Origin of the sequence: Salinibacillus xinjiangensis (genome assembly GCF_009649735.1) — a bacterium.
Classification (GTDB): Bacteria; Bacillota; Bacilli; order Bacillales; family Alkalibacillaceae; genus Salinibacillus; species Salinibacillus xinjiangensis.
Genome location: NZ_WJNH01000005.1, coordinates 177,430 through 199,901, shown reverse-complemented (window position 1 = coordinate 199,901; position 22,472 = coordinate 177,430). Strand labels below are relative to the sequence as shown.

Here is a 22,472-nt window from a genome sequence, read left to right as displayed (position 1 = left end):
CATGGAAAAGTATTACATAGGTGTTGATATAGGTGGTACAAGTATAAAACAAGCATTAATTACCACAACAGGAGTTATAGTAGATAAGTGGGAAACACCTACCGATAAACAAAGAGGTGGATCACTAATTCCTTTACATATCGCAACATCAATTAAACAAAAATTAGCTGAACACCACATAAACAAAGAACAAATCATTGGGATAGGGGCTGGTGCTCCTGGCTTTGTCGATGTAAAAAATGGTGTTATCTACGAGGCTGTTAATATCGGATGGGAAAATTTTCACTTAAAAGGGCTAATCGAGAAAGAATTAGATATTTCAACATATGTGTTGAATGATGCCAATTTAGCTGCATTAGGAGAAAATTGGTTAGGAGCAGGTCAAGGACATGATCACTTAATAGTCGTTACGCTTGGAACTGGTGTTGGCGGGGGAATCATCGTCAATGACCAAGTTATCAATGGTGTTAATGGGACAGGCGGGGAAATAGGTCATATTATCGTGACTCCAAATGAAGGGGAACACTGTAACTGTGGAAGACTCGGGTGTATTGAAACATATGCGTCCGCAACAGGTATAGCAAGGCTTGGTATTCAGGCAATCCAGGAAGGGAAAACGACTTCTCTCAGCCAAGTTTATGACACAACCGGAACGCTTACTTCCAAGGATGTATTTGCTGAAGCGAGTAAAGGGGACCAAGTAGCCCAGGCAATCATTGACTATATTGCTGATTTGCTCGGGAGAATGCTTGCAAACCTTTCCGTCGCTATAAACCCATCTAAAATTGTCATTGGTGGAGGCGTTTCAAAAGCTGGTGAACAGCTTTTGCAGCCAATAAGATTGTCATTTGAATCTTATGCGCTCAACCGTATAGCAGATGCTTGTGACATTGCCATAGCCCAATTGGGTAATGATGCAGGTGTAATTGGTGCAGCTTACTTCGTTAAACAGCAACAATAAGATTACAATGCAATAAAAATGTAAACCACTCAAATTGTGTAGTCCGTTCATTCGTACTACACAATTTTTTTATTGATGAATACACTTAAGGGTGTACCAAGGGTAACGCTATTATTTTTCATTTTAGTCTTGAAATCTTAATACATTTGTAAAGGAATTTGTTGGAAAAACCTATTGACTTTAAAGTTAAAGACGTTAAAATAAAGTGGTTAGTTTTTACACAGATTTCATTTTAAAGATGGCTGTGGCCTGTACAGCCACAAAGACTCCTGTTATAATTGGAAGTCATTAACAAAAATAATGTAAAAAGTTTTTTAAAAAATTTTGTAGGGGACATTGTTCATTAAGACGTTAATAGAATGGATAATTTAAAATTAAATGAAACATTTTTATGATGTTAAACGTCATAGTATATAGAGAAAAAAACTATTAATATTTGAAAATACGTTATCCACAAAATAGAAAGTTAAGCGACAAGGAGGAAGTTGCAGTATGCTACAGCGTTTTAAAATGCCCTTATTTTTGATTGCGGCCTTAATGTTTGGCTTGAAATCGTATATTCTATATCGGTTTGTCTTTGATTTATCAATTGAAAATACAATGCAAGAAATTATATTATTTGTGAATCCATTTGCTACATCAATCGTAATTTTCTCGTTTGCTGTACTTATGAAGCCAGAACGACAGAAGAAATATATAAAATATATGGCCCTATTTGGAACAATTCTATTATATGTAAACTTAGGTTACTATCGAAACTTTACCGACTTTATTACATTACCAACAATCATGCAATTCAAAAACCTTGGAGATTTGGGATCCAGCGCAACTTCATCAATAAAAATGGGCGATATCTTATTATTTGTTGATATCATTATCCTTTTTTACTTATCGAGGAAATCACAAACTGGTCTCGTTTACCAGTTTCAAAGAAAAAGCAAGCTTTCCATTTTAGCTCTTTCATTTGCAATTCTACTCACAAACTTTGTACTCGCTGAAATTGAACGTCCAATGCTATTTAAACGTGGCTTTGACCGTGAGTATCTTGTGAAGAACGTAGGATTATTTAACTACCATGTCTATGATATTGTCATTAATTCTAAAACAAAGGTTCAAAAGGTATTAGCTGATGGAAGTAAACTAAATGATGTTGAAGAGTATGTCGACAAGAACGTTGATCAGCCTAAATCTGATTTATGGGGTATAGCTAAAGACAAAAACATTATTTACATCTCATTAGAGTCCGTTCAGAGCTTTGTGATTAACAAAAAAATAAATGGAGAGGAAATCACACCTTTCTTAAACGATCTTATTGAGGACAGTTATTATTTTAAAAACTTTTACCATCAGACGAACTTAGGGAAAACATCTGACTCAGAATTTATCGTTGAAAACTCCCTATACCCTTTACCGAATGGTTCTGTATTCTTTACACATGCTCAAAATGATTATCATGCTGTTCCAGAAATTATAAAAGATGAAGGCTATTATTCAGCCGTATTCCATGCAAATAATAAGTCCTTCTGGAATCGTGATGTCATGTATGAATCATTAGGATATGACCAATTTTATTCTGAGCGTTTTTACAACGTAAATAAGGAGAATACAATTGGCTGGGGATTAAATGATAAATCCTTCTTTGATCAATCTATAAAATATTTAGAAAGCATGCCAAAGCCTTTTTATTCAAAGTTTATTACGTTAACGAATCATCATCCGTTTGAACTAGATGAAAAGAATGCTAATATTGATCAATTTGATTCAAATTCCAGAACATTGAATCAATATTTCCCAACTGTCCGTTACACAGATGAAGCTGTAAAGCAATTTTTTGAACAGTTAAAAGAAAGTGGCTTGTACGAAGATTCCATTATCATTTTATATGGTGACCATTATGGTATTAGTGATTATCACAACAAAGCAATGGGTCAATTCCTAGGTAAGAAAATTACACCATATGACAATATTCAATTACAAAGAGTTCCGTTAATTGTTCATATTCCTGGAAATGAGGATGACCGCGTCATTGATAAAGTCTCTGGACAAATTGACCTAAAACCAACCGTGTTAAATATGTTAGGAATTGAAAATAAGAATGACATTACATTTGGAACTGACTTATTTGCTAAGAAACCAAACGATTTTATCGCATTTAGAAATGGTGACTTTGTCAATGAAGAGAATGTATTTACTGAAGGCACTTGCTATGACCGTAAAACAGGAGAAGAGGTAGACATGAAGGCATGTGAACCATTAAAGGATAAAGTTCTTGAAGAGCTAGGATATTCAGATGAACTAATCTATGGGGATCTGTTTAGGTTCTTTGATTTCGGAAATACACCTAATAACCAAAATAAAAATAAGTAAATAATAAGATCCCGTATCACATTGTGATACGGGATCTTATTTAATGTTATAATAATAGGCAATCACTAGCGTATATGGCTAAATGATTGCCTATTTGTCATTACGAATTAGGAAATAGTTCACTAACAATTGTCATTACTGAAAACCAACCGAAAACGAGTACGGAAATTCCAGCAAACCCTACAGCAAAAATATTTCTTGATTTCAATTCACGGAATACCGCAATAGCACACAAAATCGTAACTACTAAGAGCATGATTCCTAGAACCATTTTAGTAACCCCCTTTTTATAAGTGCAAAATGTGCGTTAAAATAAGATAAAGCTATACTTAATATGTATTTCGTTTCCCACTCTCATACATTTTATATAAATTTCTATGCTTTGTCGAGGATTTTCACAAAATTTTAGGAGGATGAATTTATGGAGGTAAAACAATTATCATTAGGGCCATTAGGAACAAATTGCTACATTCTTCATGATAAAAAACAAGCAATGATCGTAGACCCTGGTGGTGACGCAGAAAGGCTTAAATCATACATAAGAGAAGAAGGGCTAAAGCCAATAGCTATTTTACTTACACATGCACATTTTGATCATATAGGCGCAGTAGAAGACATAAGTAAGGAGCATAATTTAGAGGTTTATTTACATCGTGAGGAACATCAGTGGCTGAAGGACCCTATGCTTAATGGTTCAAAATTATTTGGAGTTACAGCACCAATTACCACGAGTGAGGCGGACCATGAACTTAATGAGGGCTCGTTAACGATTGCAAATTGGACATTTGAGGTTTTTCACACACCAGGTCATTCACCAGGTAGTGTTTCCTTTGTTTTTGAGAATGATGGATTTGTGATTGCTGGAGATACATTATTCCAAGGAGGAATTGGTAGAACCGATTTACCAAATGGAAATCATAATCAGTTGATCAATAGCATAACTCAAAAACTCTTTACTTTAGATGATGAGACAATTGTATACCCTGGACATGGTCCTGAAACAACTGTTGGGTTTGAAAAACAAAACAATCCATTTTTCTAGGATAACTCAAAACTAAAAAAAAGACATGAGTAAAGCCCCTTCTAAAAAGAAGGGGCTTTGGGGGGATGTGCTCTGCTCTTAATTGGTTAGGGATTAGTTAAGCTACTAATAAAACTATATAACTATTTAAACACTGTGTCAATAGTGTAAACTAAAAAAGGAGTCAAAAATGAAAGAAATTATCCGTAATTTGATTCGTAATTCTGATGAATATGCAATTCCTTATGACACTTTTATAGAACAGGCTTTATATCATCCGGCTCATGGTTATTACACGAAAGAACATGAGGTGTTTGGTAAAGAAGGGGACTTTTTTACGGCTAGCACAACGGGAAGTGTATTTGCAGAGGTGATGGCTCATTATTTTATTCGGGCTGCTAATATACTGCAACTGCCATTGAACATTTTGGAACTAGGTGGTGGTAATGGACGTTTTGCCAAACAAGTCTTAGCTACTTTAGAGAAATACGAGGTAGAACGAGTCAATTATATTTTTATTGAAAAAAATCTGTATTCTAGGGAAAAGGTTCAACAGGTGGTACCTAAGCAGTGGGGTTTCCAATCCTATCAATCTATTCATGCTTTTAACGAGGATAACATTCATTTTGAAGGCATAGTATTCTCAAATGAGTTTTTAGACGCTCAGCCGGTTTCTGTGGTTGTAAATCGGGGGGATTTACTCAAGGAGATTTGGGTCACTTTAGATGAGTCAGGGGAGTTCGTTGAGGTAGAAAGGAAATGTTCGCAGCAACTATTGGAGTGGATAGAGAAATACCAAATCAATCTTGCTAACAACCAAAAAATAGAGGTGCCACTCTACATGGAACCCATATTGAATAACATTTCCGGTGTTGTAAAGAAAGGGCTAATCATAACGTTTGATTACGGATATCAGTCTGAAGAGATAAAACATCCAAGTCGAAAGGATGGTAGTTTACGAGGCTATGACCATCATCAATTAAAGCCAAATGTTCTAAAGAATGTGGGAAACATGGATATTACTCATCATGTTCTATGGGAGCCGTGGATTGAGATTGGCCATGAAAAGGATATTAAGACCCTGAGCTTATTAAATCAAAGTCGATTTTTACAAGATTACGGACGTATATTGGATTACTTAGGAACGAATGATGTCAATCATCCATTTTCGCCTGAAGCCAAACGTAATCGCACCATCATGACATTGATAAATGGAGAATGGATGGGCAATATGCTTGATGTATGTATACAAACCAAAGGGGTAAATGATTCGTTAACCAATAAGTTTATACAAAAATACGAAAAAGAAAGGTCCAGGACATAATCCTGGACCTTTCCTTGCAATTGTACTTTTGTTTTTAATGACCAAATGATGGTACTAAAAGGAATGATGTATAGTACGTAAATCCAATAAAAAAGACAGTACAATATGCACCGAATATGTACATGTACAGGCGCTCAGATAGCTTTAGGTATCCTAGTGTTACAAAGAATACAGTTTGAGCCAAAAACAGCATGGATGTATTTAACATATCCCCTACGTAAAACATGACAGTAAAAATACCAGTCCAAAACCCGAGCACACGAAACATACGATCCATATCTATCCCCCTCCTTTTACGGGTGAGTCATCAAAAGTTATTATAAACTACCTAAAAAAGAAAGTAAATGAACTTTTTGTTACACTATAATAATTTATAAGTTCCAATCGGTAGACAGTATAAGAGCAACTCGGCAACTAAAGGTTTGCGCTAAACCGTTGTTTTGTACATACATGCTTGACAACCATCTAACATATTACTTTCTTTTAGAGTTACATCCGTGTATAACTCTTCTAGCATCCCTCTTATGAAGTAACGGTGCATCTCACATATGGTTTGATTTTCATCTTGAAATGCGATCTCTTTAAAGGGACAGTTGAAAATTTTGATGGAAACTACATTGGAGCCCTCATTATAGTTAACTTCTGGATGTAAACCAAGCATTACTGAAGTCTCTCTCAGGATATCTAGCTTTTGTGTTTTCGTTAAGGTATCCGCTTTACTTCTTGGATATTTTGTGGTCAAAATATGTTTGCCATATTTTTTTCCGGTTTCCAGTAAAGCTTCCTTACCTGGATCCCCCAGTGAAAGTAAGGTTTCAATTGCTATTTTAGCTAACGTTTCATAATCACGAAATGGAAATTGTAATTGAACAACTTCATCAGATAATTGGTAAATTCGGTAAGGGCGACCACCTTTTTGGTTCTTTTGTAGCTTAGAATTTACCATCCCTATATCTTCTAGTTTCGTTAAATGTAGTCTTGCTACATTTGGATGTATGCCAAAACGTTCAGCAATTTCCTGAACATTTACAACATCATGCTTTTGAGAAATATACTCATAAATGTTAAGGCGTGTACCGTCATTTAATACGTTTGTAATCTTTAAAGTTTCTTTCACGGTATGTTTCCTCCCCCAAGGAACAAAGGATCATTCATACCTATCATACTAAAAGAATGAGGAAATGAAAATCATTTCCTCTGAATACATCCTGGAATGATGGTGATTATTCCAAACTGGGCTAGCTGGATTCGAACCAGCGAATCACGAGACCAAAACCCGTTGCCTTACCACTTGGCTATAGCCCAATTTTAGATACATTCATAGTATGGCAAACGTGAGATTATTTATTCAGAAAATCCTTGAACAAGAAAAGGTAAATTTACGGTTACGGTGTAAGGGGAATCATTTATGGTTTGAAGTTCAAATCGAGCTTTTATCGTACTTTTATCGATGGCTGAATAGGTAATATGAACTTGTCCATCAGGATAGGAATACAAAAGTGCTTGATCATGTTTGGTCGGGGTTAAGTAGTGAAGATTAGAATAAAATTCATTATATCCAGACAACATTAGGCTTTCTAAAATGATTTGCTCCTCCTGTATGCGAACAAGTTCTCTTTCCGTGTTTAAGGATTGTAATGATTGGTGTACGATTAGCAAAACAGTAAAGAAAACAATGAAAATATAGGGGAACAAGAATCCTTTTTCATTTTTCTTCACCTGGTGAAGGTAATATATAAAATGTTCTTTCATAATGATTTCCCTCCAACATCTTTACTTGAACCTCAAGTTTTATATCTTCTTTCTGAAAGAAGATAGATTCGACATTAAATAAAAGGATCTCATGCCCTGTGAAATTCACTCTTCTCCTAATTGCACTCTCATATTGGTCAATCACGATGAGCTCGTTAACATCATTTTGCATGAGTAGGGTTTTAGAAGTAGCATCTACATTTTCACTTTGATACAACTCCCTCTGAAGGAAGTGAAAAAATGTTGTCATCGAAATTTCTTCCTCTAGGGAGTATTTTTCTATCTTTGAGAAGTGCAATAGGGTTTGTGAAAGATAGGGTACAACAACCAGAAAGATCGTAAGGGAGAGTAGTACAGACAGAAGGGTAAAGCCTTTATTATGATGGTGGCATCTTGATAAATAAGCACTTAGTTTCTGGTATGTTTTTTTCATTTTCCCAATAAACACATCCTCGTCGTACTTTGTTTTGGTATGTGAATTCCAGTGTACCTTGTATGCGGTTGATGGTTATTCGTTTCGTAATATCATGATTTTCATTGTAATGAAGAAGCTCCTGATAAAGAGTGGACACCATACCTAACTGGACTTGTAGGCTGTGACGTTCTTTTAGAAGATGCTGCGTAATCGGCAAAATGGTTAGGGTAATCATGAGGAGAACTGCAAAGGATAAAAGCGTGTCCATCAGAACAAAGCCCTTATGATTGTTTCGTAACATAAAATCTTCCCTTTCCAAATGGAAATGTTACTTTATAGCTTTCTGCTCGGGTATTTACCAGGAACGAACCTGGTGTACGGAGAGTACCAGTTAAATTAAAGGCAAATCGGGTCGGAAAGACGTTTAAATTAAGTTCTATGGTGCGGGGATAGGATCGTTCCATAAGCTTTACTTGTCTTTTTGTGTCTATCAAATGATAGGAGTGGTTATCAGGCTGGAATACTAATCGTACTTCACTCTGATATGTAATCGTATAGTTCTGCATATACAGAATGTCCATTTCTAATGTGTCTAAAAATTGCCTAACCTCAAGCTTTTCATATACATCATCGTTTAGAGGAAGGGTAACAACAAAAATAGTCATAAATAGCGATAGTACGATAAGCATTTCTACTAAGGTGAAACCGGATTGATTATAATATTTAGCCATCGACTACGTCAGATGCCGTGAAATCTGTAATCTCTATCGTTTCATTACAAGGATTATTTCCATCTAGATCTATTTGTGTTAAATCGGTTGGATTAACGCCGTTTTCAATTTTATAAACTTGGATCTGTGATTCTACCATCTCCTTATATGCTTCACAACCCTTAGTATCAATTAGTTCATTGTGTTTCGTGACATTAGGAATCGTAATCAATAACAAAATAGAAATTATCATCAAAACGACGAGCATCTCAATTAATGTAAAACCCTTTTCATTTTTCATTTTCATTCTCCTTTATCTTTAAATCTGTTGAATTAGGTCAAACATAGGAATCAGAATGGAAAAGTAAATCATAACTATCATGACTCCAAAAAGTAAATAGAAGGCAGGTTGAATTAAGCTAAGAACTTTTGTTGTTTTCTCAAGCATCGTTTCGGTAAGAAGTAAAGCATAATTGTGTAAATCCTTCTCTAAAGTCCCATCCTTCAGGCTCCTCTCAAAAATAAGGCTAAGTTCGTCCTCCATCAATTCAAATTCTTGTATTGTATGTTCGAGTACTTTCCCAGTATAAATGGCCTGTATCATTTTAGTTGCATAAATCCTCACAATCGGGAGGTGCCTTTGTTCCGAAATGATTTGCAGAGCCTGTTTAATAGGGATGCCACTTTGTAATAGAGAACTGAAATGAAAACTAAACAAACATGATGTTTCGAGGCTTTTCACTTTTCTAAATACGGGGACATGGCGATAAAGGTTGATTTTTGCACTTGTAGATAATTTATTTTTCACTAAGCCCCAGAGGGTTATAGTAGTTACTATAATCATCATTAATCCAAAAAAAGTAGTTATGATGACATCAATACTTGTAAAAATCTTCGGTGAGGTTGAGGAATGATTGGTTTGAAAGTCTTGATACAGCCCTTGTAATGATGGTAGGAGGAAAAATTTTAAGCTAATCATTAAGCAAAGAAGGATTAAAAGAATTATTAATGGATATTGCATCACCCTTTTAAATTTTTCTTGAAATTGCTGTTGATGAATTAATAACTTTGATGCACTTCCTAAACTCTTACCTAATTGACCGGTAGAACGTGAGAAAAATAAATAAGAGCATACAATAGGAGAGAATCCTAACTGCATAAATATTTGGTCAATATAAGCTCCCTGAACTAGCGATTTTTCAATGTAAGCTGCTAATTGGCCCTGCTTCGAATCTAAAGAAATTAATTGTAGAGCTTTATTAATGGTGTAGCCATTTTCTAATAATGTTGAAAGCCGTTTGGACAATAAAATTTGATCATATAAAGATAGTTTTTTATTTAGTGTTGTGTTCTGACTAAAGCGTACATTCATTAATAAAACCAAGAGCATAGGCTTTCCTCCTTAATTGGGTAAACGATTGAAATGAGGTATTCTTATGAGGGGAAATCCCTTGTATCGCGTGGTGTAGAAGGCTGTTATCGAGCAATTCTAGAATGGCTGCTCGTCCCATGGCTTTATGATGCTGCTTGTGTTCTACAGATATGAGCTGTTGAGAGGCAACCCCAACTAATGTTTGTTCTAAATCGGTTTTTGAGATGCCCATATCCAATAATCTGAAAATGGTACCAAAAGCATTCTTAGCATGAATTGTACTTAAGACCAGGTGACCTGTGAAGGCGGCGTGAAACGCGAATCGCGCTGTGTGTTTATCCCTGATCTCACCAACCATTAAGATATCTGGATCATGTCTTAGAGCGGCTCTTAACCCAGCATCATAGGTAATTCCTGCTTTTTCATTCACCTGTACTTGCAGGATATTGTCTAAATCTCGTTCTATAGGGTCTTCTAGGGTTATGGCTTGGTATGGACTATTCTTCACAAGTGATTGTAATAAGGCATACATAGTTGTTGTTTTGCCGCTTCCTGTCGGGCCGGTGAAAAGGATCATTCCATTAGGTCTCTTAATCCAATTAAGTAACGTATTACTTTGCGAAGGGAACAGGAAGAGCTCCTCTAGTTGTGGAACTAACTGTCGTGGAAGAATTCGAACCGCTAGACTTTCGGATTCATCAACTGGTAGGGTAGAAAAGCGGAGATCAAAAATGAGTTGATGCTGATGGTGGGTCAATGTTCCATTTTGTGGTTTACGTGTTTCGGCTATATCCATACCTGTTGAAAACTTGTAAAAAGCTAACAGCGTATGATACTCGTTTTTTGGAATGGAAAACATAAATGTTCGGTAGCCACCAATGCGAAAAAATATATCTGTTTTTGTATGTACAGGGGAAAAGTGGATATCTGTTGCAGATTTTGATATAGCCTTTTGCAAGATTTGCTTTGATGTTTGCTCAGTAGTATTCAAAACAAACCTCCTTTCAAAATAGGTCGATGTAATGGTATTTTATACATGATTTAAGTATATGTCATGGAAACAAAAAGGGATAATAGCTGATATTTAGAAGTAAATATTGTAAAATACCCCAATAAAAATGGGATTTTAATGTTGAAAAAAGACGTAAAGTAATGGAGTGGACAAAATGAAAAGTATTTGTTTAATTGGTTTTATGGGGAGTGGAAAAACAACGATAGGTGAAGCAGTAGCCAAGAAATTGGATTTGACGTTTTTGGATACTGACAGTGAAATTGAAAAGTGGAGAGAGTTCGATATACCGACTATATTCGAAACGGAAGGCGAAGGTCGTTTTCGCGAATATGAAACTCAAGTGTTAAAAAAACTTCCCTTTCAATCTGCGGTGATTGCAACAGGTGGGGGTATTATTGAAAAGGAAGAGAATCGAAAGTGGTTATCTGAGCATTTCTTTGTAGTTTACTTACAGACGAGTTTTGATGTCATTCAACAACGTCTAGATGGAGATGAAGGTCGTCCATTATGGAATCAAGAGTTGGAAAAAAAAGAGAAGCTTTATAAAGAAAGAAAGCCTAAGTACATAGAATGTGCCGATTTCATTTTAAACATAAGGAAACAAAGTGTGAGTGAGGTTGTCGACCAAATCGTAAGTGGAATAAAACAAATCTAAGCTGGAGATACTGAGGGTAAACACCTAGTTTCGGAGTGATTGCCATTGTCAGGAAACGATCTTGTCAAATATATGACACAAGAATTTATGAAATATATACATTTATCTAAAGATGAAAAAGAACACAGAAAAAAGATTCGTAAGCAAGAAAAAGTGAATAAGTCACATCGATATTTTGGTATGTTACCATCTGCATTAAAAATGTTTTGGAACAATCGGAAGAAGGGAAGTTAAGTTTCCCTTCTTTTTTAATGCAATCCTTTAATGACTTGATTCTTCGTTTCTTCACTTAAATAAAACAATCCCCCATTTATGGTTTCAACTTGAATCTCAGGCATCAGCCTCTTTTGTAAATGATCCAATTCGTTTTGATAACGGGTTGTTAGCTCTTCTTTATCCTCTTCATCACTTGCAGCTAAATAAGATTCATAAAAATGATTAAGGATTTCTTTCTCCTTGTTAAAATGATTAAAAGCATCCTCTGCCCACTCATGTTTTTGGGAATCGATATATTGCTGAATATAATTCTCAATACGCTTATATCCACTAGTGATACGAATAATAGGGGAAATTGTGTAACAATAATCGGGAATTACACTGGAAAAAGAAAGGTCTTGAATGAGCTCCATAAAATTAAATACCATAGTTCCATTGATTAACTGTAGCCCAATGGATAAAATTTCATCCTTTTTTTGTCTGCCCTTGTAGGAGATTCTTATGTTACTCACTAACCAAGGCTGCAACGAGGAACGATTGGTTTGTTCATACTGCATTGTAAAACGTCCCTGTTGTAGTTGGGATTGGAATATTTGATGGAGTCGAGGGGAGCCAAAATGAATCCATTCCCCTTTCTCCTCTCGTCGATCTGGGCTTGATAGAAATGTTAAGGTAGCTGGGGTCCCTTCTTGCCCGATCTTTTTGATGTATTCCCAATAGAAAGGTCGGTTCATTAATAATCGATCTAAATCCTCATTTAAGGTTACGGTTAGTTTTCCGCTTTCGTTTTCTTTAATCTCACATTTATTAAGTGTGAAAAAATTGACCAGGTAATTATGAATGGCTTGTTGTTCCATCTTGATCCACCTCATCTTGGGCAGCATCTTGGAAGGCTGCAGTTAAATTTTCTAGTTTAATTCTTGCTTCGCCAGGTGTTTCTGATTCTGCATAAATTTCCTTAATTTCATTTTCAAGACTTGGGATGTTGAGCTGCTGTAGAATGATATCTAAATCACCAATAACACGCTCAAATAAATTTATTTTTTCATACAACAAGGAAACCAAATGCTCATCAATGGTGTTTTTAATGGCTAAATAATAGATATTGACGTTTTCCTTTTGACCAAAACGATGAACACGACCGATTCTTTGCTCTAAACGCATCGGGTTCCATGGAAGATCATAATGAATCATGTTATGACAAAATTGAAGGTTAATCCCTTCGCCACCTGCTTCAGTAGCAACTAATACCTGTGCGTGATTTTGGAATAATTGCGTCATCCACTCTTTTTTACTGCGTTTGAACCCACCACGAAATGGTACAGAAGAAATCCCATGCTGCTGCAAATACCACTGTAAATAATACTGAGTGGCTCGGTACTCGGTAAAAATTATAAATTTTTCTGTGGAATCTTGAATAATATCGACAACCTTCTGGGCCTTTGAGTGATGGGGAAGCTGCTCAATTTTTTGGATGATTTCTTGATTCCATTCTTCATCCTTGTACTTCTCGGCTTTTTCTTCAAACATCTTTTTTAATGATAGGTATAATGCTTCCCGACTTGAACAAAACTCTCGCTTCAAGGTTATGGATGTAAAAGGGTCTTGAGAAAACAATTCATGATCTAACTGGTCGTATACCTTTTGCTCCTCATCACTAAAGTTAATCCATACCGTTTCAACATTCCGTTTAGTCCACTCAATACCTGTGTCTTCTCTTCGGTTACGAACCATTACATCTTGAATCAATTGCTTTAATTTTTCATCCTCTTTTAAAGCCGTCCGTTTATTGCCAAAAGTTTTGGTAAATTCTTCATAGCTACCTAAAAACCCTGGCTTTAAAATGGTAACGAGATTAAATATATCAGATAATTGGTTTTGAACCGGTGTTGCGGTTAAAAGTAAGCAGTATGTCTTTTTTAAACTGTTTACAAACTGATAATTTTTTGTTTTATGATTTTTAAGCTTGTGAGCTTCATCGATGATAAGAAAATCATAGTGCTGATCAAGAACAATTTCACGATGTGGAGAGCGCTTAGCCGTATCAATGGAAGAAACCACAACATCACACTGTTCCCACACATACAATTTCCGTTGTGAAACGGCTGGGATATAAAATTTTTCATTCAATTCCTTTACCCACTGATTAACTAGAGAAGCAGGAACTAAAATAAGAATTTTCTTGGCTAAACCTCGAATCATATACTCTTTTAGGATTAAGCCAGCCTCAATCGTTTTTCCAAGTCCAACTTCATCAGCCAATATAGCACGACCATTCATTTTCTCCACGACCTGTTTAGCTGTGTCTAGCTGATGCTCTAAGAATTCCATCTGTGGTAGATGTTGAGGCGACTGTAGCCCTTCAAAATCTGGCACATGTAGGTTTTTAGCCGTGTCGTATGCCATTTGGAACATTTCAAAGGATGCGAAAGGACCATTTTCATTAAGTCTGTGGTTAAACTCATTAATAAACTGTTGATCGAACTGATAGTTGATTTTCATAAAACTCTCCCCAGAATGATATATTTTTTGTACTTGCAGGATTTTTCTTACCATTAAGAAAAGTCATATGATATAATAGGAAATAAATAAGTGATACATATTTGATTGACAAGAACACATACATATTCAGTTATGTTAGTATTACCTAATTTCATAAATTCATAACAACGCGAATGATTACTTGGGGAGAGACTGCTTTTGAGCAGCGCCGAAGGAGCAAGCAATAATTATTGTGAATCTCTCAGGCAAAAAGACTCAAGTAGGACGCAACTCTGGAGAGTGTTCACAAACCGTGAACCACCCAAGAAGAAAGTGGCAGGTATGTCATGAAACTTTCTGGTACCACTGACAGAGAATTCCCTTAATTTTATTAAGAGAATTCTTTTTTTTATGTCTTTTTCTGAACAATCAAAATCATAGGAGGTTTTTATATGGCTGATCTAAAAAGAACACCACTTTTTCCACTCTATGAAGAATTTAATGCCAAGACAGTAGACTTCGGGGGATGGGACTTACCTGTTCAGTTTACCGGCATTAAAAATGAGCATGAAGCCACAAGAACAAAGGCGGGGCTTTTCGATGTATCTCATATGGGTGAAATTTCAGTTTCAGGTCCTAATAGTGAAGCATTTTTACAAAAGATGTTTACGAATGACCTCTCAAAATTAACTGCAAATCGCGCCCAGTACACAATTATGTGCTATGAAAATGGGGGGACAGTTGATGATTTAGTAGTTTATAAGAAGGATGATGAGGAATTTTTATTGGTGGTCAATGCTGCAAACACCGATAAAGACTTTGAGTGGTTACAAAAGCACGTAACAGATGGGGTAGAGGTAAAAAATATTTCAAGTGATATTGTTCAGTTAGCTCTACAAGGTCCCAGTGCAGAGAAAATACTTCAAACTCTTACCGAAACAGATTTATCTGAAATTAAATTTTTCCGCTTTAAGGATGGAGTTCAATTTGATGGTACAAAACAGAGCGCATTAGTGTCACGTACCGGATATACCGGAGAGGATGGATTCGAGATTTACTTGGATCAATCCGAGGGTCCTATACTGTGGAAAAAGATTCTAGAGGCAGGTAAAGATGAGGGAGTGCAGCCTGTAGGCCTAGGGGCAAGAGATACACTGCGTTTTGAAGCCACTTTAGCACTATATGGTCAGGAATTATCACCTGAGATTACACCTATAGAGGCTGGCTTATCCTTTGCTGTGAAAACGAACAAGGAAGTAGATTTTATTGGGAAAGAGATTCTTAAAGACCAAAAAGAGAATGGGGCTGACCGTAAACTAGTCGGAATCGAAATGATTGAAAAAGGAATTCCCCGTCACGGCTATGAGGTATTTAAAGGAGAGAAGAAAATTGGTTTCGTAACTTCAGGTACCCAGTCTCCTACATTAAAGAAAAACATCGGTCTTGCAGTTATTGATGTGGCCTATAGTGAAGAAGGAGAAGAGCTTGAAGTACAAGTACGTAAACGCCGCTTGAAGGCTAAAGTCGTACCTACACCATTTTATAAACGAAAATAAGGGGAGGGTAAAACATGAAATTTCGTTATCTACCTATGACAGAAAAAGATAAAAATGATATGCTCTCAACGATTGGAATTCAATCAACAGAAGAGCTGTTTCAGGATATTCCAGATGAAGTTCGATTTAAGGATAGGTTAAGCATAAAAGAGGCTGCAAGTGAACCCGAATTAAAGAAGGAACTTAAGGCTCTAGCTGATCAAAACGTGAACTTAACTACTCACACTTCCTTTTTAGGTGCAGGAGTTTACGATCACTATATTCCTTCTGTTGTTGACCATGTCATTTCACGCTCTGAGTTTTACACCGCCTATACGCCTTATCAGCCAGAAATTTCACAAGGGGAACTTCAGGCTATTTTTGAATTTCAAACGATGATTTGTGAATTAACTGGAATGGAAGTAGCAAATTCCTCTATGTATGACGGGGGAACGGCACTAGCAGAGGCTGTAACCTTAAGTGCAGGTCAAACGAAAAAGAAGAAGGTATTGGTATCCAAAACCATTCATCCTGAGTCGCTAGAAGTCATTAAGACATATGCAAAAGGACCTGGTTTAGAAATCGTTGAAATTGAAGACAAAAATGGTGTGACGGATGTAGAGGCAATCAAAGCAGCATTAGATGACGACGTGGCTGGTGTTGTCGTTCAATATCAAAATTTTTATGGACAAATTGAACCTTTAAAAGAAATTCAACTACTCCTTGAAAATTTAAAAAAGACGATGTTTATTGTCGCGACCAATCCATTAGCATTGGGCTATTTAACACCTCCTGGTGAATTCGGCGCAGATATTGTAACAGGAGATGCACAGGTGTTCGGAATTCCAGCTCAATTTGGTGGACCACACTGTGGATTCTTTGCAACTACTAAAAAACTAATGCGGAAAGTGCCTGGACGTTTAGTGGGGCAAACGGTTGATGAGGAAGGGCAAAGAGGGTATGTTTTAACTTTACAAGCTCGTGAACAGCATATCCGCCGTGACAAGGCAACATCTAATATTTGTTCAAACCAGGCATTAAACGCACTCGCATCATCTGTTGCCATGAGTGCTTTAGGCAAACAGGGCTTAAAAGAAATGGCAAAGATGAATATGCAGAAGGCCCGCTATGCTAAATTGAAGTTTGAGCAAGCTGGTTTCAAGATAGCATTCAATGGTCCGTTCTTTAATGAATTTGTCATTGAGTGTAAAAAGAACGTGTCAGAGCTTAATCATGAACTAGTGGAGAAAGGCTTTATTGGTGGATTTAATCTTGAAAAAATAACTCCAGAGCTGGAAAATCATATGCTTATAGCAGTTACAGAACTCCGTACGAAAGCTGAGATTGATCAATTTGTTAAAGAATTGGGTGATATCAATGGCTAACCAAAAAGATTTCCCGGTGATTTTTGAACTTAGTAAAGAAGGTCGGACAGGGTATAGCTTACCAGAACAAGATGTGCCAGAGGTTAACCTTTCAAACGAATTTGAGGACGAGTATGTAAGAGAGGTAGAACCCGATTTCCCTGAAGTGAGTGAATTACAGTTAATCCGCCATTATACAGCCTTGTCAAAAAGAAATTATGGGGTGGATTCTGGTTTTTACCCGCTCGGTTCATGTACGATGAAATACAATCCCAAAATCAATGAAGATGTAGCGAGATTTGAGGGCTTTTCAACTGTTCATCCACTCCAAGAGACAGAAACAGTGCAGGGTTCACTAGAGTTGATGTATGATTTACAGACATCACTTGAAGAAATCACTGGTATGCACACTGTTACGTTACAGCCGGCAGCAGGGGCACACGGAGAGTGGACTGGACTTATGATGATTCGTGCTCTACATGAACAAAATGGAGATATGAATCGGACGAAGGTCATTGTCCCAGACTCTGCACATGGTACCAATCCAGCTTCAGCTACTGTAGCAGGCTTTGATGCTGTTACCGTTAAATCAGATGAACGTGGTTTAGTGGACCTAGAGGACTTAAAGCGTGTTGTGGGCGATGACACCGCAGCCCTAATGCTCACGAATCCGAATACACTTGGTTTGTTTGAAGAGCATATTTTAGAAATGGCTGAAATTGTTCATGGTGCAGGTGGTAAACTCTATTATGATGGAGCAAACCTCAATGCCATTTTAGGCTATGCCCGTCCTGGGGATATGGGCTTTGATGTTGTGCATTTGAATTTACACAAAACATTTACTGGCCCTCATGGAGGCGGTGGTCCTGGCTCAGGTCCAGTCGGTGTATCAGAAGAACTTTATCCATTCTTACCAAAGCCAGTATTAGTTAAAGGTGAGGACGGTTATTTCTTTGATGGCGATCGTCCGCAATCCATCGGTCGTGTAAAGCCATACTATGGTAACTTTGGAATAAACGTTCGAGCATACACATATATTCGCACAATGGGACCAGATGGCTTGAAACAGGTAAGTGAATATGCCGTACTAAATGCAAACTATTTGATGAGAAGATTACAGGAAAAGTTTATTCTTCCTTTTGATCAGCATTGTAAGCATGAATTTGTTCTCTCGGGTAAAAAACAAAAGAAATTAGGCGTACGTACGTTAGATATGGCTAAACGCCTGTTAGACTTTGGATTTCATCCACCAACCATCTATTTTCCACTAAATGTTGAAGAAGGAATGATGGTGGAGCCAACAGAAACCGAATCTAAGGAAACCTTAGATGAATTTATTGAGGCAATGCATCAAATAGCAGAAGAGGCCGAAAATGAGCCTGAAAAGGTACAGGAAGCACCACATACAACAGTGATCAGTCGCTTGGACGAAACATTAGCAGCAAGAAAACCTGTGCTGAGATACTATAAAGAAGATTAATAAAAAACCCTCTTGGTCAAGTGATTATGACTAAGAGGGTTTTTATTCGAATTATTTTTTAGTTTTTACTTTTCCTGTCCATTTTTTGAAACCACCCTTAAGGTGATTGATATCTTGACAGCCGTGCTTTTTCAAAATACCTGCAGCTCGTTGCGAACGAGTCCCACTTTGACAATATAGGTATACGGGCTTGTCTTGTCTTATTTCCACAAGGCGGTTTTTAATCTGAGATAAAGGAATATTCCTTGCCCCTAAAATATGTCCTCTTTCAAATTCATTAGGCTCTCTTACATCTATTAATTGTGCCTTCCGATAGCCTTGAATAAATTCTTCTTCTGTTAAGGTTTTTAAATACTTTCTTTGAAGAAGAAACCTAATGAGACCATATATAATCGCAGCCACAACTATAATTAAAATAATTTCCATAATTATCCCCTTTCATCATCAAGCGCCTACTACCTATTATAAGAATGTTAACGAAAAGATTCAAAGCATTTCTTATAACAAATTTATGGGAATAGGTCTTTAGGCTTATTTTATTTGGTTAAACTGGATTTAAGTAGTCTAAAACCCAATGAAGATAAGAGTTAAGATATTTCGGTGATTTTGCAACTGACAAAATCCATCAAATTTTTCATTTAGCTCGTAAAAATATCACTTTATCTTTAAATATCTATCATTTATGAATGATTTTAAAATTGACAAAAACGAATCTCTCTGTTCAAAATACAATATGTTGTGTTTTTTGTAAAAATCGATGTACATATATTGTGGTTTTTGTTATGGTATGATAAGTTAAGGATAACAACTTTAGAAGAGCCTCATAGAATACTATGCTATTATACTACGATGATTCAAAACATGATAGGAAAAAATGATAGGATTTGGCCTCGATGTCTGTTTTATCATTGCGCAAGAATAAGAAAGGGTGAGATGTAGTTTGCTAAAATTGAAAGAAGAACAACTGAACATTGATGTGGAACGTTTGAATAAGGACATTAAACTGTTTCCACAAGTACACCCAATCACATCAGATATGAGTATCCTACATAAGGGTGTTTCACGTCTCGTGATGTTGGATAGGTATGCGTTTAAAGACACCGAGAAGGTTACATTAACTGACGGTGACTTCGTTGTGTTAACGGTAAAAGAGGATCCAAAGTTCCCTGCTCGCGGACTTGGATTTATTCAATCAATTGATTGGGAGAACAAACAGGCTAAAGTTGCGGTGGGTCCAGAATTCGTGTCGGTTTTAGACAATGAACAAGAGGCTGAAACAGGTGTTGTTACACGCTCCTTGGATGTCATTGAAAAACCACTCGAAGTTTTTTATGAGCAAATTGCCCTAAGGAACGCAACAGGCTTATCAGCAGTAGAAACCACTGAAGAAAAGCGTAAGGAATCTTTTGAGCGTTTCTATGAGCAGTTAAAGAATCTTAATTTTGTTCCTGCAGGTAGAGTTCTATATGGAGCAGGCGCAGACACTGATGTCACGTACTTCAACTGCTACGTTATGCCGTACATTCAGGATTCTAGAGAAGGAATTTCTGAGCATCGTAAGCAGGTTATGGAGATTATGAGTCGTGGTGGAGGGGTAGGTACGAATGGATCTACTTTACGTCCTCGAAATACACTAGCACGTGGTGTGAATGGAAAATCTTCAGGCTCTGTTTCTTGGTTAGATGACATTGCGAAGTTGACACATCTTGTTGAGCAAGGTGGAAGTCGCAGAGGTGCTCAAATGATCATGCTAGTGGATTCTCACCCTGATATCATCGAATTTATTATTTCTAAAATGCAAAATCCGAGAATCCTAAGGTATTTAATCGAAAACACCAATGATGAACTAATTAAGAAACATGCGGAAGATAAATTGAAATTCACTCCACTGACACAACATGAAGAACAAATGTACCAAGGAATAGTGAACTATAAAAACATTCCTGGATTAGGTGGATTTAGTGAAAAAATTATTAAAGATGCTGAAGAAAAATTGCGTGATGGTGGTACCTACAGTGTAAATAATTCTGAGTTTTTAACAGGTGCTAATATTTCAGTATGCTTAACGAAGGAATTCATGGAAGCTGTTGAAGAAGATGGCGATTATGAGCTAAGATTCCCTGATGTTGAAAACTATGATTCAGAGGAAATGAAGGCTTATAATGAACAATGGCATAAAATTGGAGACGTTCGGGAATGGGAAAAGCTTGGACATAAGGTTCGCGTACACCGTAAAATGAAAGCGAAAGAGCTTTGGAATTTAATTAATATTTGTGCGACTTATTCAGCAGAGCCTGGTATTTTCTTTATTGATAATGCCAACGACATGACGAATGCTAAAAGCTATGGTCAAAAAGTAGTAGCGACAAATCCGTGTGGTGAACAACCACTTGCTCCTTATTCTGTCTGCAACTTAGCTGCTGTAAATCTAGCAGAAATGGCAGATAAGGAAACGAAGACTGTTAATTTTGAAAAGTTAAAGAGTACAGTTGAAGTTGGCGTTCGTATGCAGGATAACGTTATTGATGCAACACCATATTTCCTTGAAGAAAATCGTAAGCAAGCTTTAGGTGAACGTCGTGTTGGCTTGGGCGTTATGGGTCTACATGACTTGTTAATCTATAGTGAAACTGAATATGGTTCAGAAGAAGGAAATAAACTAGTTGATCAGATTTTCGAAACCATTGCGACAACAGCTTATCGAACTTCTATTGAGCTAGCTAAGGAAAAAGGTAGCTTTCCATTCCTAGTAGGTAATACAGAAGAAGAAACACAAGAGTTACGTAAGCGATTTGTCAATACAGGTTACATGCAGAAAATGCCTGAAGATATTCGACAAGGTGTTTTAGAGCATGGTATTCGCAACTCTCATTTATTAACCGTTGCTCCTACAGGCAGCACTGGTACAATGGTTGGTGTTGCAACAGGTTTAGAGCCTTATTTCTCCTTCACCTATTACCGTAGCGGTCGTTTAGGGAAATTTATTGAAGTGAAGGCAGACATTGTTCAGGAATATTTAGATGAAAATCCAGAACAAGATCCAACTAACTTACCAAATTGGTTTGTGACAGCGATGAATCTCGCTCCAGAAGCACATGCTGATACGCAATGCGTGATTCAAAACTGGGTGGATTCTTCTATCTCCAAAACTGTAAATGCACCAAAAGGTTATACAGTTGAACAAGTTCAGCAAGTATATGAGCGCTTGTATAATGGTGGAGCAAAAGGCGGTACAGTGTATGTTGACGGAAGCCGTGACTCACAAGTATTAACCTTAAAGGCAGAGGAAAATACATTTGATGATGAGACTCCAGAACAAAAGGAAGAAAAGCCAGAAAAGCCAGTACCTAAAGTAGTCCTCATGGATACAGTTCAAGAGCTTGATAAGACTAATGTTACCATCGGATCTGAGGTTGGAGATACTTGTCCAGTGTGTCGTAAAGGACAAGTTGAAGACATGGGCGGCTGTAATACGTGTACAAATTGTGGCGCTCAGTTGAAATGTGGATTATAATATTTTGAAGAAAAGAGCGATCTCGAGTTGAGGTCGCTCTTTTTTCATCTTTGAACTTATATGTTCGGTGAAATAGTTAAATAACCCATTATCTGTTCAAATAGTCATCGAGAATTTAATTTAGCAAATTAAAGAACAATTGCTCCAAAATTAGCTTCAATAAAATTTGCATAAGGTTCAATAAATTTTCGGATGGGTTTGATTAACATAATACAAGTAACAATTCATGAAAAAAGTGTTCAATAAAAGAAAACAAGAAGTAATTCGCGTTAAATAGTCTCAATATCCTTCTC

The 22,472-nt window shown here is 36.7% G+C and carries 23 protein-coding genes, 1 tRNA gene and 2 riboswitches; of the genes, 10 read left to right on the top strand and 14 right to left on the bottom strand.

All coding sequences use genetic code 11. The features are described from left to right. Window position 1: 1 nt before the first annotated feature. Together GH754_RS09530 and GH754_RS09525 are read left to right on the top strand one after the other, a co-directional pair. Window positions 2-961 (top strand): ROK family glucokinase, encoded by a 960-nt coding sequence (locus GH754_RS09530; protein ID WP_153728489.1) that lies wholly within the window; start codon window positions 2-4, stop codon window positions 959-961. A gap of 492 nt (window positions 962-1,453) precedes the next feature. Next, window positions 1,454-3,328, top strand: coding sequence for an LTA synthase family protein (locus GH754_RS09525; RefSeq protein WP_153728488.1), 1,875 nt, complete (start codon window positions 1,454-1,456; stop codon window positions 3,326-3,328). A gap of 100 nt (window positions 3,329-3,428) precedes the next feature. Here the strand turns inward: GH754_RS09525 and GH754_RS09520 are convergent, their stop codons facing one another. Then, window positions 3,429-3,599, bottom strand: a complete 171-nt coding sequence (locus GH754_RS09520; protein ID WP_153728487.1) for a DUF2759 domain-containing protein — start codon at window positions 3,597-3,599, stop codon at window positions 3,429-3,431. Window positions 3,600-3,749: 150 nt separating this feature from the next. Between GH754_RS09520 and GH754_RS09515 the strand changes: the two genes are divergently transcribed. Both GH754_RS09515 and GH754_RS09510 read left to right on the top strand, forming a co-directional pair. Then, window positions 3,750-4,370, top strand: coding sequence for an MBL fold metallo-hydrolase (locus tag GH754_RS09515; RefSeq protein WP_153728486.1), 621 nt, complete (start codon window positions 3,750-3,752; stop codon window positions 4,368-4,370). A 169-nt stretch (window positions 4,371-4,539) separates the two neighbouring features. After that, window positions 4,540-5,673, top strand: a complete 1,134-nt coding sequence (locus GH754_RS09510; RefSeq protein ID WP_153728485.1) for an SAM-dependent methyltransferase — start codon at window positions 4,540-4,542, stop codon at window positions 5,671-5,673. Window positions 5,674-5,707: 34 nt separating this feature from the next. Here the strand turns inward: GH754_RS09510 and GH754_RS09505 are convergent, their stop codons facing one another. The 10 genes from GH754_RS09505 to comGA form a co-directional block, all read right to left on the bottom strand. Then, window positions 5,708-5,950 carry a DUF2626 domain-containing protein gene (locus tag GH754_RS09505; RefSeq protein ID WP_153728484.1) on the bottom strand — a complete coding sequence of 81 codons (243 nt, stop codon included), beginning with the start codon at window positions 5,948-5,950 and terminating at the stop codon, window positions 5,708-5,710. A 150-nt stretch (window positions 5,951-6,100) separates the two neighbouring features. Next, a complete protein-coding gene (locus tag GH754_RS09500) occupies window positions 6,101-6,790 on the bottom strand; it encodes a helix-turn-helix transcriptional regulator (RefSeq protein WP_323741949.1) in 690 nt (229 codons plus the stop codon). A 116-nt stretch (window positions 6,791-6,906) separates the two neighbouring features. Further along, window positions 6,907-6,978, bottom strand: a tRNA-Gln gene (locus tag GH754_RS09495). A 39-nt stretch (window positions 6,979-7,017) separates the two neighbouring features. After that, window positions 7,018-7,425: a competence type IV pilus minor pilin ComGG gene (gene comGG / locus GH754_RS09490; protein ID WP_153728483.1), complete on the bottom strand. Its 408-nt coding sequence runs from the start codon at window positions 7,423-7,425 to the stop codon at window positions 7,018-7,020. Next, window positions 7,379-7,858, bottom strand: a complete 480-nt coding sequence (gene comGF, locus GH754_RS19660; protein ID WP_153728482.1) for a competence type IV pilus minor pilin ComGF — start codon at window positions 7,856-7,858, stop codon at window positions 7,379-7,381. Before comGF ends, comGG begins: the two co-directional genes overlap by 47 nt. Next, on the bottom strand, window positions 7,803-8,141 hold the full coding sequence (locus GH754_RS09480; protein WP_153728481.1) for a hypothetical protein: 339 nt from the start codon (window positions 8,139-8,141) through the stop codon (window positions 7,803-7,805). The genes comGF and GH754_RS09480 overlap by 56 nt, the downstream gene beginning before the upstream one ends. After that, window positions 8,122-8,571 (bottom strand): competence type IV pilus minor pilin ComGD, encoded by a 450-nt coding sequence (comGD, locus tag GH754_RS09475; RefSeq protein WP_153728480.1) that lies wholly within the window; start codon window positions 8,569-8,571, stop codon window positions 8,122-8,124. The genes GH754_RS09480 and comGD overlap by 20 nt, the downstream gene beginning before the upstream one ends. After that, a complete protein-coding gene (gene comGC / locus GH754_RS19655) occupies window positions 8,564-8,851 on the bottom strand; it encodes a competence type IV pilus major pilin ComGC (protein WP_153728479.1) in 288 nt (95 codons plus the stop codon). Before comGC ends, comGD begins: the two co-directional genes overlap by 8 nt. An 18-nt stretch (window positions 8,852-8,869) precedes the next feature. Continuing rightward, the gene (gene comGB / locus GH754_RS09465; protein WP_153728478.1) at window positions 8,870-9,940 is read right to left on the bottom strand and encodes a competence type IV pilus assembly protein ComGB; all 1,071 of its coding nucleotides are present in this window, start codon (window positions 9,938-9,940) and stop codon (window positions 8,870-8,872) included. Continuing rightward, entirely contained in the window at window positions 9,906-10,913 is a 1,008-nt protein-coding gene (gene comGA / locus GH754_RS09460; protein ID WP_153728477.1) for a competence type IV pilus ATPase ComGA, read from the bottom strand. The genes comGB and comGA overlap by 35 nt, the downstream gene beginning before the upstream one ends. Before the next feature lie 175 nt (window positions 10,914-11,088). On the opposite strand from comGA, the gene GH754_RS09455 reads away from it, so the two are divergent. Together GH754_RS09455 and GH754_RS09450 are read left to right on the top strand one after the other, a co-directional pair. Continuing rightward, a complete protein-coding gene (locus GH754_RS09455) occupies window positions 11,089-11,589 on the top strand; it encodes a shikimate kinase (protein WP_153728476.1) in 501 nt (166 codons plus the stop codon). Window positions 11,590-11,634: 45 nt separating this feature from the next. Further along, window positions 11,635-11,823, top strand: coding sequence for a YqzE family protein (locus tag GH754_RS09450; RefSeq protein ID WP_153728475.1), 189 nt, complete (start codon window positions 11,635-11,637; stop codon window positions 11,821-11,823). A 14-nt stretch (window positions 11,824-11,837) separates the two neighbouring features. Here GH754_RS09450 and GH754_RS09445 read toward each other — a convergent pair whose 3' ends face one another. Continuing rightward, complete coding sequence (locus GH754_RS09445) at window positions 11,838-12,662, bottom strand: YqhG family protein (RefSeq protein ID WP_153728474.1); 825 nt, start codon at window positions 12,660-12,662, stop codon at window positions 11,838-11,840. Further along, on the bottom strand, window positions 12,640-14,307 hold the full coding sequence (locus GH754_RS09440; protein WP_153728473.1) for a DEAD/DEAH box helicase: 1,668 nt from the start codon (window positions 14,305-14,307) through the stop codon (window positions 12,640-12,642). The genes GH754_RS09445 and GH754_RS09440 overlap by 23 nt, the downstream gene beginning before the upstream one ends. A gap of 173 nt (window positions 14,308-14,480) precedes the next feature. Further along, a riboswitch (glycine riboswitch) is annotated at window positions 14,481-14,574 on the top strand. Window positions 14,575-14,577: 3 nt separating this feature from the next. Continuing rightward, window positions 14,578-14,661, top strand: a riboswitch (glycine riboswitch). A 77-nt stretch (window positions 14,662-14,738) separates the two neighbouring features. Between GH754_RS09440 and gcvT the strand changes: the two genes are divergently transcribed. Genes gcvT through gcvPB form a run of 3 tightly spaced genes read left to right on the top strand, consistent with a single transcriptional unit; the run spans window position 14,739 to window position 18,665 of the window. After that, window positions 14,739-15,842: a glycine cleavage system aminomethyltransferase GcvT gene (gcvT, locus tag GH754_RS09435; RefSeq protein WP_153728472.1), complete on the top strand. Its 1,104-nt coding sequence runs from the start codon at window positions 14,739-14,741 to the stop codon at window positions 15,840-15,842. Between the two features lie 14 nt (window positions 15,843-15,856). Then, window positions 15,857-17,206 carry an aminomethyl-transferring glycine dehydrogenase subunit GcvPA gene (gene gcvPA, locus GH754_RS09430; RefSeq protein WP_153728471.1) on the top strand — a complete coding sequence of 450 codons (1,350 nt, stop codon included), beginning with the start codon at window positions 15,857-15,859 and terminating at the stop codon, window positions 17,204-17,206. After that, complete coding sequence (gcvPB, locus tag GH754_RS09425) at window positions 17,199-18,665, top strand: aminomethyl-transferring glycine dehydrogenase subunit GcvPB (protein WP_153728470.1); 1,467 nt, start codon at window positions 17,199-17,201, stop codon at window positions 18,663-18,665. Before gcvPA ends, gcvPB begins: the two co-directional genes overlap by 8 nt. Window positions 18,666-18,716: 51 nt before the next feature. Here the strand turns inward: gcvPB and GH754_RS09420 are convergent, their stop codons facing one another. Beyond that, the gene (locus tag GH754_RS09420; protein ID WP_153728469.1) at window positions 18,717-19,091 is read right to left on the bottom strand and encodes a rhodanese-like domain-containing protein; all 375 of its coding nucleotides are present in this window, start codon (window positions 19,089-19,091) and stop codon (window positions 18,717-18,719) included. 514 nt (window positions 19,092-19,605) lie between these two features. On the opposite strand from GH754_RS09420, the gene GH754_RS09415 reads away from it, so the two are divergent. Further along, the gene (locus tag GH754_RS09415; protein ID WP_153728468.1) at window positions 19,606-22,179 is read left to right on the top strand and encodes a vitamin B12-dependent ribonucleotide reductase; all 2,574 of its coding nucleotides are present in this window, start codon (window positions 19,606-19,608) and stop codon (window positions 22,177-22,179) included. Window positions 22,180-22,472 lie beyond the last annotated feature (293 nt).